At 74.6% G+C, this 16,583-nt stretch carries 13 protein-coding genes and 1 pseudogene; 9 read left to right on the top strand and 5 right to left on the bottom strand.

Translation table 11 applies throughout. The annotated features are described in order from the left end of the window. The 5 genes from B5D80_RS33565 to B5D80_RS31400 all read left to right on the top strand — a co-directional run. The coding region (locus B5D80_RS33565; RefSeq protein ID WP_158224277.1) for a zinc ribbon domain-containing protein at nt 1–1,313 on the top strand (1,313 nt) is incomplete at its 5' end. A gap of 112 nt (nt 1,314–1,425) precedes the next feature. Further along, complete coding sequence (locus tag B5D80_RS31415) at nt 1,426–2,847, top strand: hypothetical protein (RefSeq protein ID WP_088647557.1); 1,422 nt, start codon at nt 1,426–1,428, stop codon at nt 2,845–2,847. 14 nt (nt 2,848–2,861) lie between these two features. Further along, entirely contained in the window at nt 2,862–3,578 is a 717-nt protein-coding gene (locus B5D80_RS31410) for a hypothetical protein (RefSeq protein WP_088647556.1), read from the top strand. A gap of 126 nt (nt 3,579–3,704) precedes the next feature. After that, a complete protein-coding gene (locus tag B5D80_RS31405; protein ID WP_088647555.1) occupies nt 3,705–5,030 on the top strand; it encodes a hypothetical protein in 1,326 nt (441 codons plus the stop codon). A 12-nt stretch (nt 5,031–5,042) separates the two neighbouring features. Further along, complete coding sequence (locus tag B5D80_RS31400) at nt 5,043–6,464, top strand: hypothetical protein (RefSeq protein WP_144081822.1); 1,422 nt, start codon at nt 5,043–5,045, stop codon at nt 6,462–6,464. Here B5D80_RS31400 and B5D80_RS34945 read toward each other — a convergent pair. Then, nucleotides 6,454–9,987 carry a BTAD domain-containing putative transcriptional regulator gene (locus B5D80_RS34945; protein ID WP_088647553.1) on the bottom strand — a complete coding sequence of 1,178 codons (3,534 nt, stop codon included), beginning with the start codon at nt 9,985–9,987 and terminating at the stop codon, nt 6,454–6,456. The genes B5D80_RS31400 and B5D80_RS34945 overlap by 11 nt on opposite strands. 482 nt (nt 9,988–10,469) lie before the next feature. Between B5D80_RS34945 and B5D80_RS31390 the strand changes: the two genes are divergently transcribed. Together B5D80_RS31390 and B5D80_RS31385 are read left to right on the top strand one after the other, a co-directional pair. Then, nucleotides 10,470–11,096, top strand: coding sequence for a helix-turn-helix transcriptional regulator (locus B5D80_RS31390; RefSeq protein WP_088647552.1), 627 nt, complete (start codon nt 10,470–10,472; stop codon nt 11,094–11,096). An 18-nt stretch (nt 11,097–11,114) separates the two neighbouring features. Continuing rightward, the gene (locus tag B5D80_RS31385; protein WP_169733132.1) at nt 11,115–11,618 is read left to right on the top strand and encodes an EVE domain-containing protein; all 504 of its coding nucleotides are present in this window, start codon (nt 11,115–11,117) and stop codon (nt 11,616–11,618) included. On the opposite strand, the gene B5D80_RS31380 is transcribed toward B5D80_RS31385, so the two are convergent. Together B5D80_RS31380 and B5D80_RS35170 are read right to left on the bottom strand one after the other, a co-directional pair. Then, on the bottom strand, nt 11,593–12,207 hold the full coding sequence (locus B5D80_RS31380) for a cytochrome P450 (protein ID WP_088647551.1): 615 nt from the start codon (nt 12,205–12,207) through the stop codon (nt 11,593–11,595). The genes B5D80_RS31385 and B5D80_RS31380 overlap by 26 nt on opposite strands. A gap of 43 nt (nt 12,208–12,250) precedes the next feature. Then, nucleotides 12,251–12,478: pseudogene (locus B5D80_RS35170) on the bottom strand (AMP-binding protein); the annotation flags it as partial. Nucleotides 12,479–12,631: 153 nt separating this feature from the next. Here B5D80_RS35170 and B5D80_RS31375 point away from each other — a divergent pair. Next, nucleotides 12,632–13,615 (top strand): zinc-binding dehydrogenase, encoded by a 984-nt coding sequence (locus tag B5D80_RS31375; protein ID WP_088647550.1) that lies wholly within the window; start codon nt 12,632–12,634, stop codon nt 13,613–13,615. Nucleotides 13,616–13,930: 315 nt separating this feature from the next. On the opposite strand, the gene B5D80_RS31370 is transcribed toward B5D80_RS31375, so the two are convergent. Together B5D80_RS31370 and B5D80_RS31365 are read right to left on the bottom strand one after the other, a co-directional pair. Beyond that, entirely contained in the window at nt 13,931–14,527 is a 597-nt protein-coding gene (locus tag B5D80_RS31370) for an ATP-dependent Clp protease proteolytic subunit (RefSeq protein ID WP_088647559.1), read from the bottom strand. 137 nt (nt 14,528–14,664) lie between these two features. Continuing rightward, a complete protein-coding gene (locus B5D80_RS31365; protein ID WP_088647549.1) occupies nt 14,665–15,192 on the bottom strand; it encodes a helix-turn-helix domain-containing protein in 528 nt (175 codons plus the stop codon). 185 nt (nt 15,193–15,377) lie between these two features. On the opposite strand from B5D80_RS31365, the gene B5D80_RS31360 reads away from it, so the two are divergent. Then, the gene (locus B5D80_RS31360; RefSeq protein ID WP_088647548.1) at nt 15,378–16,394 is read left to right on the top strand and encodes a potassium channel family protein; all 1,017 of its coding nucleotides are present in this window, start codon (nt 15,378–15,380) and stop codon (nt 16,392–16,394) included. The last annotated feature ends 189 nt before the right edge of the window (nt 16,395–16,583 follow it).

Here is a 16,583-nt window from a genome sequence, read left to right as displayed (position 1 = left end):
AGGTGTCGACGCCGCCACGCCGGCTGCCACCGCCGCCGCCGGGGGTGCCGGCGGCCCGGCTGCCGGACCGGGCGGCCCGCACCGTGCCGCCGGGCGTCCGCCCCGGTCCGTCCGGAGTGGACCCGGCGGCCGACGACGGGTCCGGAGCCCCGGCCGGTGCGCCGGACATCGTCCCGACCGCCGCCGGGACGCCGCGCCGGCTGCCGCCCCCTCCGCCCGGGGTGGCCGGGGCGAAGCTGCCGACCGCCCCGAGACCACCGGCCGCGCCGGCCGACGGGGCCACCCAGGTCTCCGGTCGTCCGGCCTTCCCGCCCCGGCGCGACACGCGTGCCGCGCCGCACACCAGCGCCCTGGTCGCCGCCGACGGGTCGGTCGACTCCGTGCTGCCCGGCGCGCCGGCCACCGGGGGGCGGGTCGGCTCCCGGGCCGCCGCCGCGACCGTCGAGCCCGACGAGGTCAGCCCGCAGGCGGTCCGGCCCCGGGTGGCCACCGTCGGTGCGAGGGCGTCCACCCGGCGACGGCAACCCGGCGACCTGATCTGCGGCGAGTGCGGCGAGGGCAACGCGCCGACCCGCCGGTTCTGTAGCCGGTGCGGCGACTCGCTGCGGACCGCCCAGGTGGTGCGTCGACGCTGGTGGCAGCGCCTGCTGCCGCGCCGCGGCCCCCGGGTCACCGCGGCCGGGACCCGTCCGGGCGCGCCCGGCGGCGGCCGACCGGGTGGGGTCGGGGGCGTGCTGCACGCGATCTACCAGCGGTCGAACGCGGTCGCCGCGGTGCTGCTCTTCGCGATCGGGGTGGCGTACCTGATCTACCCGCCGCTGCGGGAGCGGATCAACGGGGCGGTGTCCGGGCCGGTGACCGGGGCGCGGGACTGGGCCGACCGGAAGATCAACCCCCGGTTCGTGGCGGTCCGGCCGGTGCAGGTCACCGGCGGTGCGTCGGTCCGCGACCACGGGCCGGAACTGAGCGTCGACCAGTACCGCAACACGCACTGGCAGGTGCGCTGGGACAAGGAGAAACCGCCGACGGTCACCCTGCGCTTCGCGGCGAAGGTCGACCTGGAGCGGCTGATCGTCACCGCCGGCACGGCCGAGGACTACACCGCGACCCACCGGCCGATGACCCTGCACCTCGTCTACTCCACCAACCGGTCGGACACCCTCACCGTCGAGGACACCGGGGAGCCCCAGACCTTGAGCCTCGACGAAGCCGACGGGGTCACCAGCGTGCAGATCCAGGTCACCGACGTGCACCGGGCCGAGAAGGGCACCGACGTGACGGTCAGCGAGTTCGAGTTCTTCGCCCGGGAGTGAGCGGTCGCCGGGCAGCGGGTGACGTCGGGGCACCGGGCCCCGGCGGCGGCACCCGACAACCACCACCACCGTCGGCCGACCGGCCCGACGGTCCCACGTCGGAGGTGTATCCGTGACAGAAGTCGCCATCGCCCTGAACACCACCGCGAACATGATCGGGTTCGCGCAGGGGCAGGCCAAGGGGTTGACGGACGGGGTGTTCCAGGTCAACGGGTTCAGCAACGCCGGGTTCCGGACCGAGGTGCCGCTGAACCAGTTGATCTCACCGGTGCCGATCGCGCACGGCCAGCTCGTCATGGTCCAGGGCGGCCAGTCCCGGCAGCACGTCTACTGGCTGCGCTACCTGCGGCGGGGCATCGGGGTCACCGACAAGAAGCGGGTCTGCGTGGAGCTGCTGGTGCGCTTCACGACCTTCGACTACGTACCGAAGGACGGTGAGGGTGGCCCGACCGCGCAGGAGCGGGCGATCCTGCGCGACTACCCGCTCTGGGGGATCACCGACCTGAGCGTGTCGCTGATGGCGACCGGCCGGGGGCGGAACCCGTTCAACAAGTTCAACGAGTCCGGCAGCCTGACCTTCGACGTGGCCGCCGTCAACGACGGCATGCCCCACCTGCGGATCAACTACCGGGTGCAGCACCAGGCGAAGAACCTGCTGGGCGCGCCCCTCGGGTTGAGCCACAACGACGTCGGCGCGTTCCTGGTGCACAGCAACGGCAGCTTCGAGATCAACCCGGGGGAGGGGCGGACCGAGAAGCACTTCCGGATCACCCCGCTCAGCGGCAGCGTGCACGACCGCCCGACCCGGGTCGTGCCGGACGACGAGGACGGCCAGCCGGTCACGACGGGCGTGCTCAGGGCCCAACGCATCGAGCTGGGTGGGATCGACCACGGCGGCCGGATGCTCGACCCGCACGAGCACAAGGGCATGAAGGTGATCGGCTTCGAGCGGATGGACGGCCCGAACACCGTCACCGTCCACAACGACGGTCAACCGCCGGTGGTCGCCACGGCGGCGGACGACGAGGGCCACGAGACGTCGCTGCGGCTGGAGTACGTCCGCGACGGCGCGGTGCTGGGCCGGAAGGTCCGCACCAAGATCAAAGCGTTGCTGCTGCTGCGGTTCACCATGGTCCCGTACGTCACCGCGCCCGACGGCGGCCACCGGCAGATCGTCTACGTGGGCGGGGTCCGCTACACCGCCTTCCGCAACGTCTCGCTGCGGGTGCTGGAGGTGGGACACGGCGATCCGGTGGTGGTCGGCGAGAAGGGCCGGGAGTACGACGTCGACGCGGTCAAGAACCGGCACCACGAGGAGTCGACGCTGTTCTTCGGGCCGTACGTCGAGGAGGTGCCGGGCCAGGTCGGGGTGCAGCTACGCATCGACTGGACGGCCGAGCACGCCGGTGCCGACGGGCGGTCCCGCCAGCACAGCAACAAGGGCCGGTTCCGGCTCGGGACCGACCCGTCCGGCAGCCCGGTGCTCCGCCTGCTCGACGCCGACAGCAACAAGTACTTCACCGTCACGGGCTGAGGGAGAGACGACCGATGAACTATCCGGAGACCTTCGACACCACCGGCCCGGCCAGCCTCGACGACGCGTACGCCTATCTGAGCTGGGCGGCGGTCAGCGCGCACGGCATCCTCGCCGGGCAGCCGGAGGCCGGCTGGGAGCAGGTGCCGGACCTGCTCGGGCAGGGCTGGGGCGACCCCGGGTGGTACCAGCGCAACGGCTGGCTGGCCGACTTCTACGACACCGTCTACCACCACGCCAGCGCCTTCCCGCCGGTGCAGATCTTCGCCGTCGACGAGCTGGGGGAGCCGGCGACGGAGATGGCCCGGGTGATCGACTCGGTGACCCAGAACTGGATCGCCGCCGCGCACCAGGCCGCCGAACAGGACGGCTACGAGCAGGCCGCCGACCAGGACGGCTACGACCAGCACGGCTACGACCAGGACGGGCAGCCCTACGACCAGCACGACCAGGACGGCTACCAGCAGCAGGAACACGGGCCGGACGGGTCGGCGTACCCCACCGGGCAACCGGAACCCGGCGACCAGGTCGGGCCGGCCGACCATGTCGAGCCGGTCGGGCCGACGCCGGAGCCGCTCGTCGACCTCGACCCGGAGGCCGCCCGGGAGGTGCTCGACCGGGTGGTCGACGACGAGGTGGACGACCTCTCGGTGGCCGACCAGCGGGTCCTGGCCACGGTGCTGACCGTCGAGAAGTTCCAGTACCTGGCCCGCGAGTACAAACTGGTGTGATCCGACCGGTGCCGGGCCGGGAGCGCGCGACCAGCGGCTCCCGGCCCGGCACCGGCGGGCCCGATGGACCGACCGGCCATCGTCGCGCCCGGGGCCCGTCGACCGGTCGAGCAGGGACGTCACCCCGTGACCAGCATCGAGTACGAGCCGGAGGAGCTGTCCGGCAACCGGTTCGCCGTGACCGGCTTCCGGGACGCCGGCCTGCCGGTCGGGGAGTTCCTCGCCGACGAACTGTGGCCCGACCGGTTCGACGGCGCGGTGTGGCTGGACCGGGGCACCCGGACCCACCGGCACTGCTACTGGCTGCGCTACCGCTACCAGGGGCCGGGGGGCCGCAAGCTGGTCGCGGCGGAGTTCCTGATCCGGTTCGGCACCTTCCCCTACCAGCCCCGTCCCGGCACCGACCGGTACTCGCCCCGTTCCGCGCCACCGCTGCCAGGACTGTGGGGGATCGAGGACCTGAGCATCTCGCTACGGGACACCGGTGCCGGCGGCCGGAACCCGTTCAACAAGTTCAACGACCCCGGCCACCTCGTCTTCGAGCCGACGATGGTGTTCGCCCCCGCCGCCGGCACCGGTGCCCCGGTGCCGGCGATCCGGATCGGGTACCGGGTCCGGCACGCGGAGAACCAGGTGCTCGGCCCGGCGGTCGCCCCGGGCCACCAGGAGACCGGGGCGCTGACCGTGCACAGCGACGGCGGGATCACGCTGGAACCGGCGTCCGGGCCCTCGTCGTGGCGGCTGGTCCCGGTCGGCGGCGCGGTGCACGGGCGGCCGCTGGTCGGGGCCGACCCGCCGCCCACCCGCAGCCTCACCGTCTACCGGGCGACAGGCGTCACCGTCCCGCCGCCGGTGACCGCCATGCGGGTGCTGACCGGCCGGGCCCGCCGGGGCGCGGTCGAGGTGCAGGGATTCGAGCGGGTGGCCGGCCCGCCGCAGATCGAGGTGTGGCACGAGGGGCATCCGCGCTGGCACCGCGCGTCGATGGGCGTCGACACCCGGGACGACGGCATGATCGTGGAGTACGCCCGGCCCGGCGACCCGGCCGAGGGCCCGCGGGCCGGCCGGGTCCGGGCCCGCCTCGCGTTGCGCCTGCTCACCTGCTCGTACCTGGTCGAGTCGAACGAGTTCGCCGACGCCGTGGTCTTCCACCACGGCCGCCGGCACCCCGGGTTCGCCGACGTGTCACTGCGTCCGCTGCCCGACGACGCCGACCCCGGCCCGCCCGGGACGGTCGGCTCCCGGCTGCGGTTCGTCCCCGAGTGGTACGACGGCCCGGACGGCGACCTGCCGGGCCTGCTCGTCCGCTGGTCGGAGGTGGCGGTGGCCCCGACCACGGGCCCCGGCACCCCGCTCGGCGGCACGTTCCTGATCACCGTGGACGCCTCCGGCGGGCCGCTGGTCCGCTTCGGCGACGAGCAGACCTACCGGCACCTGACCGTGACGAACTGAGCGGAGGACACCGTGCCGAGTCGGATGCGGCTGGTCGGCTACCGACCCGACCCACCGGTGGGCGACGCCTTCACGGTGACCGGGTTCGCCGGTGCCGGCTTCCCCGAGCAGGCGACCCTGCGGGACCTGGTCACCCCGGCGCAGCCCTACCTCGCCGGCACCGGCATGGTGCGGGGCGAGCAGCAGCGGCGGCACTCGTACTGGCTGCGCTACCTGCGCCGGCGGGGCGGGCCGACCGGCCCGAAGCGGGTCTGCGTGGACCTGCTGGTCCGGTTCACCACCTTCGACTACGTGCCCGCCGACGTCGGGGCCGGCCCGGCGTCGTCCCGGCAGGCCGCGCTGGCGTCCTTCCCCTGCTGGGGCGTCGCCGACCTGAGCGTGTCACCGCACGCCGTCACGGCCGGCCGCAACCCGTTCAACAAGTTCAACGAGGTGGGTTCGCTGGTGTTCACCGCCCGGCTGGAGGCCGGCCACGGGACGATGCCGGCGGTCCGGGTCGGCTACCGGGTGCACCACGAGCGGACCACCGTCGACGGGGTGCCGCTGACCCCGGAACACGACGAGGTGGGGTCGTTCCTGGTGCACAGCGACGGGCTCTTCGAGGTGGCCGACCGGTCCCTGGAGACTCGGACCCACTTCCTCGTCACCCCTGTCGACGCCGGGGTGCACGACCGGCCGTCGGTGCCCCCGGCCGACGCCCGGCGACCCGGCGGGGCCCGCCCGGTGTGGCACGCGACCGGGCTCACCGCCGCCCCGGCCGAGCCGGCCGCGCCCCGGCTGACGCCGTACGCCGACGACACCGTCGTGGTGACCGGCTTCGACGGGCTGGACGGCCCGCAGACGCTGACGGTCCGCGACGCGGCCGGTGAGCAGCGGACGGCGATGCTGGACCCGGCGGCCCCGGAACCCGGCGCGTTGCTGCTGGCCTACCGGGCCGACCGGGGGCCGGGCCGGGCCGGTCACGTCCGGCTGCTGCTGGCGTTCCGGTTCACCATGCACCGTTTCCTGGTCGCGCCGCCCGGGGTCGACCGTGGCACCGCCCACCGGCCCCCCGGGGACGATGCGCACGTCGACGCCTACTACGGCGACGACCCGACGGCCGACCGGGAGGCGTGGCCGGTGCTGTGGCACCGGGGGCGGCGGCACACCGGCCTGCGGCAGGTCGCGCTCCTGGTGTCCGGGGCCGACGGCGGGCCCGGCCCGCAGGCCGTGCGCAACAGCACCGGGTCGTGGACGCGACTGGTCCTCACCCCCGACTGGGAACCGGGCGGCGACGACCACCCGCCGCGACTACGGATCGGCTGGCACGCGTCGCACCAGGACGACACCGGCGCGGTCGAGGGCCGGCTGGCGTTCGACGTGGACTCCGCCGGCCGACCGACCCTGACCCCGCTGGACGACGAGAGCCGCCGCCGGTTCACCGTCACGGGCTGACCGGCAGGTCCTCGTCGCGGGCGGGCCGCAGCCGCCGGGACAACTCGGCGATCTCCCGCCGGTACGTCGCCTGCGCGGCCGCGTCGACGCCGCCGTCCGCGCCGAGCGCGACCAGCAGCCGCAGCGCGCGGACCTGGCCGAGCAGGTGACCGGTCTCCCGGTGGGTCGCCAACGCCTCCTCGGCGGTGCGGGCGGCGGTCACCGGGCCGGTGGCCCGCAACGCCTCGGCCGCCACCATCAGCGCGTGCCCCTCCCACACCCGGTAGCCGGCGGCGCGGGCGACCGCGCGGGCCTGCCTGGCCAGCGCGACCGCCTCCGTCGGATCGGTGTCCCGGTGCACCTCGGCCAGCCCGATGAGCGCCTCGACCTCCTCACCCCGGGCCCCGCCGGCGCGGGCGAGTTCGAGCGCCCGCCGGTGTTCGGTCGTCGCGGCCGGGTCACCGTTGCGCAGGTGGATCGCGCCCAGCACGTTACGGGCGGCGGCCTGCTGGGCGGGATCGCCGATCAGGTCGGCGAGGGCCAGCGCGGCGTGGGCCAGCTCGGTCGCCGGGCCCAGGTCACCGGTCTGCGCGCGCAGCGCCGCCAGCCGGCGCAGGCTCTCCGTCTCGGTCGGCCGGTAGCCGGTGCGCCGGCTCAGCTCCAGCGCCTCCCGCAGGTGGTCGAGGGCCTCGTCGTGCTGGCCGAGGGCGTGCTGCACCTCGCCCAGGTTGCTCAGGCTGATCCCGGTGCTCATCCACATCCCGGTGCTGCGGGTCAACGTCAACGCCTGCCGGAACACCTCGGCGGCCTCGCGGAGCCGTCCCATGTCCCGGTAGATCACCCCGAGGTTGCCGAGGCTGGTGCTGAGCCGTTCCGGGCCGCCGAGGCGTTCGTGGATGCTCACCGCGAGCCGGGTCAGCTCGGCCCCCTCGGCCAGCCGGCCGGCCCGCAGGTGCACCAGCCCGCAGGTGCCGTACGCCGCCGCCAGGCCCTCCGGCCAGGCCGCCCGGTGCGCCGCGTCGATCATCGCGGTGGCGTGGGACAGGCCCACCGCGTACTCGCCGCGACGCAGGTGCAGGCTGGCCAGCCCGAGCCGGCTCGCGGCCTCACCGGCGTGGTCGCCGGCCTGCTGCGCGGCGCGCAACGCGCTGGTCGCGGCGACCAGGCCGTCGCTGTGCGGGCGGAACTGGAAGTAGCCGCGCAGCGCGTCCGGGATCCGCCAGGCGGCCGGGTCGGCGTCGTTCTCGGCGGCGTGCGCGATCACCCGCATCAGGTTGGTGTGCTCCTCCTCCAGCCAGGACATCGCGCCGGTGGAGGTGGGGAACGGCGACGCCCCGGCGGCCGGCCCGGTCCCGTCGGGCGGCAACCGCACCAGGTGCGGGTAGACGGCGACGGCGGCGGCCTCGGTGCGTTGCCGGTACCAGCCGTACAGACGCCTGGTGGCGGCCCGCAGCTCCGGCCCCGGGTCCTCGGCGGTGGCGCGTTCCCGGGCGTAGAGCCGCAGCAGGTCGTGGAACGTGTACCGGCCGGGAGCCACCTGCCCGACGAGGTGCGCGGCGGCGAGCCGGTCCAGCTCGCGGGCGGCCACCGGCTCGTCGATCCCGGCCAGCGCGGCGGCGGCGGCCACCGTGACGTCCGTCCCGGGTGCCGTGCCCAGCAGCCGGAACAGCCGCCGCGCCGGGGCGGGCAGGGCGGCGTACGACAGGTCGAACGCCGCCCGGACGGCCGCTTGGTCGTCGCCCTCGATGCGCAGGTCGGCGAGCTGGTTGCCGGCGGTCAGCCGGGCGGTGTGCGCGCTGATCGACTGGTCGGGCTGGTCGATCAGGTTGGCGGCGGCGATCCGCAGGGCCAGCGGCAGCCGGGCGCAGACCGTCGCCAGCTCGGCGATCTCGGTGGCGCGGGTGACCCGCTCGGTCGGGATGATCCGGGTGAGCAGGGTGCCGGCCTCGGCGGCGGTGAGCACGTCGAGGTCGATGCGGCGCGCGCCGTCGACCGCGACGAGCCCGCTGAGCCGGTCCCGGCTGGTGATCAACGCCAGGCAGCCGGCGCTGCCCGGCAGCAGCGGGCGCACCTGGTCGGCGCTGGCGGCGTTGTCCAGCACCACCAGCATCCGGCGACCGTCCAGCATGGTACGCAGCAGCGCGGCGGCCTGCCCGGCGTCGACCGGCACCTGCTCGGCCGGCACCCCGAGCGCGTGCAGGAACCCGGCCAGGGCCTCCTCCTCGCGTACCGGGCTGGCCGTCGAGTAGCCCCGCAGGTTGACGTAGAGCTGCCCGTCCGGGAAGTGCCGACGTGCCCGGTGGGCCCAGTGCACCGCCAGGGCGGTCTTGCCGACCCCGGCCATCCCGGTGATGGCGGAGATGACCACCGGCCCCCGGGTCGCGGTCTCCCCGGTCAGCAGCGCGTCGAGCGCGGCCATCTGGGTGTCGCGCCCGGTGAAGTAGGCGACGTCGGGGGGTAGTTGTGCCGGCGGGCGGTGGCTGGGCGGGCGGGCCGAGGGCGACCCCTCGGGCCGGTGCGGTGCGGCCCCGGGGCGTACGGCCGGGGCGTCGCCGGCCGCCGGGCGGGCGGCCACCCGGGGCAGGTCCTGGCGCAGGATGCGCAGCTGTGCCTCGCGCAGTTCCGGGCCGGGTTCCACGCCGAGCTGCTCGGCGAGGCGGTCCCGCAGCTTGCGGTGCAGCGTCAGCGCACGGGCCTGCTGGCCGCAGGCGGCGAGGGCGAGCATGAGCCGGGCGTGCACCTGTTCGTGCAGTGGTTCGTGCCGGGCCACCGCGTGCAGCTCCCGGACCGCCCGGTCGGGCAGTCCCAGGTCGACGGCGAGCGTCGCGTAGGTGACGGCGGTGGCGATGCGGCGTCGGTTCAGGGCGACGGCGGTCGGGTGCTGGGCCAGGCCCGGTGCCGCGTCGGCCAGGACCGGCCCGCGCCACAGCGCCAGTGCGCCGGCCAGCCGGTCCAGGCTGGCCAGGTCGCCCGCGACGCTGCCCTCGGCGCGTTCGATCACGGTGGCGAACTCGGTCAGGTCGAGCTGGGTGGGGTCGACCCGGAGCCGGTAGCCGCCACCGACGTGGGTGATGGTGGTGCCGGTGTTCCCGGGCCGGTCCAGCACCCGGCGCAGCCGGGCGACGTAGGTGTGCACGAGGTTGAGGCAGCTGTCCGGCGGGTCGTGGCCCCAGAGCACGTCGACGATCTCGTGGCGGGACACGATCGTGTCCGGGTGCAGGGCGAGCAGGCCGAGCAGCATCCGTTGCCGGTTGGCGCCGAGCGCGACCGGTTCGGCCCCGATCTGGATGCGTAGCGGGCCGAGCACGTCGATGCGGAGGGTGGGTGCCGACGCGGCGGGTGGCGCGGGGCCGGGCGGCTCCAGGTGGGGTAGCCCGACGGCGTCGGCGATGCGTCGGAGGGATTCGGCCCGGGGGTTGCGGACCCGGCCCTGTTCGATGTCGCGCACCGCCCGGACACTGATTCCTGCCCGTTCGGCCAACTGCTCCTGGGTCAACCCGGCACCCAGTCGTCGTCGTCGGATCTCACCACCGCTGTCGGCCATCAACGGGCCTCCCTGTCATGGCTGCGCGTCCTTCCCACCAGCGCGGCCAGCACATGATTCTGCCGGTTGACCGGTCGGATGACCATGATCTTCGACACTCATTCACCGGGTGACACACCGGCGAAACCTGCCGATCGGGCACCAGCGGTCGCCCGTCGGGGCAACGGTTCTGCCGGTTCTGCCGGTGCTCCGGCGGCTCACTTTTGGACGGTCGTGTATTTGAGCAGCTCAAAACGTTGCCGCCTGGCAAGGATGTCGATTCGATGGCGTCCAGTCGGCCTCCAGTGCGTGGCCGGCCGCCGTCTCTACCGTGGACCACGGACACGGCCACCACCCGCTGGCCGGTGTCCACCTCGGCGAAGCGACTTGCCCCCGGTCACGGAACCGCACGGCACCGGCCTCCGGACCACCGATCCTGTCCCCCTGCTGAACGGCAGCCTGGCAGCTGACGCTCGACTCAGCCCGGAAGCTAAGGAACCGCCATGAACGGACGTGCCCAGACCTACATCCGTACCCCCGACCCGATCTCCACGGCCGGCATCACCGCAGCGCTGCGCGGCCGGGCCGAGATCGAGGTCGTGCCCGCGCAGATGATCACCGCCGAGACCGTCGGCGTGGTCGCCGCCGACACCCTCGACCACGGCACGCTCGACGTGCTCCGGGCCGTACGCCGGCTGGGCTGCCGACGGTTCGTGCTGGTCGCCGCCGTCGAGTCGGACTCGGCGCTGATCCCCGCGGTGGAGCTGGGGGTACGCGCCCTCGCCTCGCGTACCGAGGCGACCGGTCACCGGCTGGCCCAGCTCGTGGTCAGCACCGCCTCCGGTGGCGCGGCGATGCCCCCGGAGGTGCTCGGGCTGCTGGTCAAGCAGGTGACCCGGCTCCAGCAGACGGTGCTCGCCCCGCGTGGCATCGACGTCAACGGGCTCTCGGTGCGGGAGAGCGAGATCCTGCGGCTGGTGGCGGACGGGATGGACACCCGGGAGGTGGCGACCCGGTTGAGCTACTCGGAGCGGACCGTCAAGAACGTGCTGCACGACATCACCAGCCGGTTCCAGCTCCGCAACCGCACGCACGCGGTAGCGTACGCGGTCCGGGAGGGGCTGATCTGACGCTCGGGAGGGCTGGACGTGCCGGACGGACGCGCCGACGGGCGGCGGGTGACCCACGACGACCTGGGCGCCTGGCTGATCAAGGGCAACGCCGACCTGGTCGACCTCGCCGGCCGGTTCGCCCGGGACCCCCGGGTGACGGGCTGGTGCGTCCGCCCCGGCTACCGGGCCCGGCTGATGCGGGCCGGTCAGCCCGTGGTGTTCTGGGCCAGCGGCAGCCGGGGACGGTTGCCCTACGGCGTCTGGGGGATCGGCCGGCTCACCGGTGAGCCGGTACCCGGCGGGGAACCCGGGGCACCCTGGACGGTGCCGCTGGACCTGACCGTGCTGCCCGGACCCCGCCGGCTGCACCGGGACCGGTTGCGCGCCGATCCCCGGCTGGCCGGCCTGGAGGTGTTCCGCCAGCCGCAGGCGGCCAACCCGTCGTACCTGACCCGGGCGCAGTTCACCGCGCTCGCCGACCACCTGCCCGGGGCGGCCGACGTGGGGTCCGGCGCTACCAGCGCACCGGCAGCGTGGTGACCATCCCGCCCACCTCCCGCTCCGCGATGGGGAACGGCCCGTCGGTGGCGAGGCGCAGACCGGGCAACCGGGCCCGCAGCCGGTCCAGCCCCACGGCCAGGATCGCCCGACCGAGCCGCCGACCCGGGCAGTAGTGGCGACCCCCGCCGAACCCGACGAACTTCGGGCCGTCGCGGTGCGGCAGGAGCGCCTCCGGCTGCCGGTAGACCGCCGGGTCGTGCAGCGCGGAGATCCAGGCGAGGAGCACCGCGGTGCCCCGGGGCACGGTCCCGGAGGGCAGCGCCAGGTCGGTGGTCGCGGTCCGCAGGGCGGCCACGTCGCCGGCGTACACCAGGCGGAGCAGCTCGTCGGCCATGGCCGTGGGGTCGGTCCGCCGCCTGACGAACGCCCGCCAGTCGGCGGCGTCGTCCCCCAGCAGCCGCAGCATCGCCCGGCCGAGCACGGTCGCCGGGGCCTCGACCCCCGCCGACAGCATCAGCCTGGTCAGGCTGACCAACTCGTCGGTCGAGAGCCGGGTGCCGGTGTCCGGTGGGTCGACCAGGTCGGCCAGCAGCGCGGCGTCCGACCCGCCCGTGACGACCCCGCGCACGTACTCGCCGAACTCGGCGACGAGCCGGGACGAGGGGGACGCCGCGTTCCAGGACGACCGCCACCATGGTCGCCGGCCCGACTCCGGCCCCGGCCAGCGTCGCGGCGAGCGTGTCCACCCGCTGTTGCAGCTCGGCGTACGTGACCGTCCCGGTCCGGTCGGCCAGGGCCACCCGGTGCGGGAAGCGGCGGGCGAGGGTGGACACCCGGTCGCTCACCGGGGCGAAGTCCGTGTCGCTCAACGGCGACCCCCTCGTCGACTCGCCAGTCATGCACGTCGATCTGTTGATGAGGCTGTCACGACGGTGCCGACGGGTCAAGGCGGGATGGCGGTGCCTCCGGACCGGGATGGTCGACGCCGGTCGGCCGGGCCGCCCCCGCCCGGCTCTTGACCTCACGTCCGGTGCAGGTTGTCGGATCGGGGCATGCGTGCGATTCGCCTCCACCGGTTCGGTCCCCCCACCAACCTCGTCCTCGACGACCTGCCCGACCTGGCACCCGGCCCCGGGCAGGTGCGCATCGCGGTGGCGGCCAGCGGGGTCCATCTGCTCGACACCGCGCTGCGCCGCGGCGAGGCGGGTGGCCCGCTGCCGCTGCCGGCGCTGCCGACGGTGCCGGGCCGCGAGGTCGCCGGCACGGTCGACCTGGTCGGGGCCGGGGTGGACGGGGCGTGGCGGGGCCGGCGGGTCGTCGCCCACCTGGGCATGGTCCCCGGCGGGTACGCCGAGCAGGCGGTGACCGCGGTCGAGTCGCTGTACGTCGTACCGGAGCGGATGGGGTTCGCCGACGCGGTGGCGTTGGTCGGGACGGGCCGGACCGCCCTCGGCGTCGTCGAGACGGAGCCGCCCACGGCGGACGACGTGGTGCTGGTGATGTCGGCGGCCGGTGGGATGGGCTGGCTGCTGGTGCAGGCGGCCCGGACGGTGGGCGCGACGGTGGTCGCCGCGGCCCGGGGTGCCCACCGGACGGCCCGGCTCGGTGAGCTGGGTGCGGACGTGGTGGTGGTCGACTACGACCGGCCGGACTGGACGGACTTGGTCCGGGCCCGGACCGGCGGGCCGACCCTGGTGTACGACGGGGTCGGCGGGGCGGTGGGCCGGGCCGCCCTGGAGGCGACTGTGGCGGGCGGCCGGTTCGTGATGTTCGGGTGGTCGGCGGGGGAGCCGACCCGGGTCGGCACGGCGGATCTGGTGGGGCGCAGCCTGACCGTCGGGTGGCTCGGGCAGCGGCTGCGGGACCGGCCGGGTGGGATCGCGGGGTTGGCGGCCCGGTCGGTGGAGCTGGGTGGTCGTGGCTGGTGGCGTCCGCTGGTGTCGACGTACCCGCTGGCGCAGGCGGCTGCCGCGCACGCCGACCTGGAGGGGCGACGGGCGTTGGGCAAGGTGGTGCTGACCAGCGGTGGCCGATGAGCCGCGTCGATGTAACGATATTGGTGGGAAATGCGCTCCGCCGTATTCGGCCACGCGGGAACTCTCGTACCGCTTACGCTCTGCCGCATCGACGGGCGTCCGTCGCGGTGCGACAGGCGGGCGTCGGACCCGAGCGAGGGGGCGGGTCCGACGACTGTGGACGCCGTCGGTTCCACGGCCACCCGCCCCGGCGGGCCACCGGCAGCGCGCGGGGTTCCCGGCGGACCTCCGCCGGGAACCCCGACCCGACGCGCGGGCGACGGCCGGCGGCACCCGTCGCCGGCCGTCGGCACCCGATGCCCGGTCCGGCCGTGGTCAGGCGGTGAGTTGGTCGACCCGGGTGAGCACCTCGTCGATCAGGCCGTACTCCCGGGCCTGCTCGGCGGTGAACCACCGGTCCCGGTCCCAGTCGGCCTGGATCTCGTCGAGGGTGCGCCCGCTGTGCCGGGCGATCAGCCTCTGCATGGTCCGCTTCACGTGCAGCATGTTCTCCGCCTGGATGGTGATGTCGGCGGCGGTGCCACCCAACCCCCCGGACGGCTGGTGCATCATGATCCGCGCGTGCGGCAGGGCGAACCGCTTGCCGGTGGCCCCCGCGCAGAGCAGGAACTGCCCCATCGAGCCGGCCAGCCCCAACGCCAGGGTGGCCACGTCGTTGCGGACGTACCGCATGGTGTCGTAGACGGCCATGCCGGCGCTGACCGAACCACCCGGCGAGTTGATGTAGAGGTAGATGTCCCGCTCGCTGTCCTCGGCGGCGAGCAGCAGGATCTGCGCGCAGATCTGGTTGGCCGAGGCGTCGGTGACCTCGGTGCCCAGGAAGATGATGCGTTCGCGCAGCAGCCGCTCGAAGACCTGGTCGCCGAAGGCCGGCTGCCCGCCGTCCAACATGCGCACGTCGTACCCGATCATGGTGACCACCCTCCGCGTCGCCGGCGGGCGACCTCACTCCGCCCCGGGAACCGGCGGGTCCAGCCTGCGCCGCCGGGTGGTCACCGCCCCAGCCTTTCTGCCCCCGGCAGATCCGCCGTCGGCAGAACCCGGCCGGCCTACCCGACCGGCAGCCGCCGCCGGCCCGTCCGGGCCCACCGCCGCGCCGGCACCCCGGCGGTACGCGCAGCGGGGCGGGCGGTCGACGCCACGGCGACCACCCGGACGGGCGTGGCGACCCTCGTCACCGCGAACCCGGCACCCCCGACGGTGGACGGCACGCCGCCGCCCGGACGACCGAACCCGACGGTGGGCCGACCGACCGACAGGTGGGCGGTGGTGCCGTCGCGGCGGGCGGTCGGCACCCGGTCCAACCGGGCCAGGCTGCCGCCCGGCGGCACCGGCACCCGACGCTCGACCCGGCGCAGCTCGTCACGGGCCTCTTCGAGCAGGTCGGACAGGTTGATCCCGAGCGCCCGGCAGATTGCCGCCAGCACCTCGGAGGAGGCCTCCTTCCGCCCGCGCTCGACCTCGGAGAGGTAGGGCAGGGACACCCCGGCCGCGGCGGCCACCTCGCGCAGGGTACGGCCCTGACGCAGTCGTACCCGGCGCAGTACGCCACCGATCACCCGACGCAGCAGCGACATGCGGGCCTCCTCGTGGCCGGTGTCCCGGGACCCTCCCATCATGCCGGTTTCCGGGGCCCGGCACCGCCCGCCGTGACGGTGAGGGGGCGTTCACCGCAGGTAGGCTCGGCGACCCGCCCGGTAGGTCCGCCTGCCAACCGCTATGTTGTGCTCGTGCAGGCGACCCAGGGGGAGCAGGACCGACCGTGATCCATTTCCCGGCGCAGCGGCGGGGTCCGCTCAGCGCGTTGAGTCTCCGCCTGGCCGCCGCCCTGGGCCTGGTCCTGGTCACCGTCGCGGTGGTCTATCTGGACCGTGGCGGCTACCGCGACGTGGACGAGAACGGGCTGACCCTGCTCGACTGCTTCTACTACGCGGTGGTCACCCTCTCCACCACCGGGTACGGCGACATCACCCCGTTCGACCAGTCCGCCCGGTTGGTGAACGTCCTGTTCATCACCCCGGCCCGGGTGATCTTCCTGATCATCCTGGTCGGCACCACCCTGGAAGTCCTGACCGAGCAGTACCGGACCGGCCGTCGGCTGGGGCGGTGGAGGAGAACCGTGAAGGACCACGTCATCATCTGCGGCTACGGCACCAAGGGCCGCAGCGCGGTCTCCGCCCTGCTGGAGAACGGCCTGGACAAGTCCCGGATCGTGGTGGTGGAGCGCAGCGGGACGGCGTTGCGGCAGGCCACCTCGGCCGGACTGGTCGCCATCGAGGGTTCCGCCACCCGCTCGTCGGTGCTGGAGGAGGCGCACGTCCGCAACGCCAAGGCGGTCATCATCGCCACCGACAGCGACGACGCCTCGGTGCTGGTGGCGCTGACCACCCGGCAGCTCACCGCCGGTCAGGTTCGCATCATCGCCGCCGTACGGGAGGCCGAGAACGCTCCGCTGCTGCGGCAGAGCGGCGCGCACCACGTGATCGTGTCCTCGGCGACCGCGGGTCGGCTGCTCGGCCTTTCGACCTCCGCGCCGCCCCTGATCGACGTGGTGGAGGACCTCCTCACCCCCGGGCAGGGCATGGCGCTGGCGATGCGTTCCGCCGAGCGGCACGAGGTCGGCAAGTCCCCCCGCGAGTTGGAGTCCCTGGTCATCGCCCTGGTACGCCGGGGCAAGGTGGTCACCCTCGCGGACCGGGCCGGCGCGGTGATCGAGACCGGCGACATGCTGGTGCACGTCCGCGACGACCGCCCGACCGCCACCGCCACCCCCTCCTGACCGACCCGTACCGCCTCCCGGGCTTCCGCCGCCCACCCGGCGGTCCACCGACGCCGACGTGGCCGTGCCCCGACCCGGGGCACGGCCACGTCGCACTGCTCGGTCGACTAGCTGATCGTCCAGGTGTCGCCGGTGTGGAGGAGGGTGGTGAGTTGTTGTTCGGGGGTGTCGGTGGTGGTGTTTCGGGCG

Origin of the sequence: Micromonospora wenchangensis (assembly GCF_002210435.1) — a bacterium.
In the GTDB taxonomy this organism is placed as follows: domain Bacteria; phylum Actinomycetota; class Actinomycetes; order Mycobacteriales; family Micromonosporaceae; genus Micromonospora; species Micromonospora wenchangensis.
Note: the sequence above shows the minus strand (reverse complement) of the source record. Positions and strands in the feature narration are given on the sequence as shown.

Coding starts and splice junctions, on each gene's coding strand:
- B5D80_RS31365 (WP_088647549.1), bottom strand. CDS start 15,192: ATGTCGCTGCTGCGTCGGGTGATCGGTGGCGTACTGCGCCGGGTACGA.
- B5D80_RS31370 (WP_088647559.1), bottom strand. CDS start 14,527: ATGATCGGGTACGACGTGCGCATGTTGGACGGCGGGCAGCCGGCCTTC.
- B5D80_RS31390 (WP_088647552.1), top strand. CDS start 10,470: ATGAACGGACGTGCCCAGACCTACATCCGTACCCCCGACCCGATCTCC.
- B5D80_RS31375 (WP_088647550.1), top strand. CDS start 12,632: ATGCGTGCGATTCGCCTCCACCGGTTCGGTCCCCCCACCAACCTCGTC.
- B5D80_RS31410 (WP_088647556.1), top strand. CDS start 2,862: ATGAACTATCCGGAGACCTTCGACACCACCGGCCCGGCCAGCCTCGAC.
- B5D80_RS34945 (WP_088647553.1), bottom strand. CDS start 9,987: ATGGCCGACAGCGGTGGTGAGATCCGACGACGACGACTGGGTGCCGGG.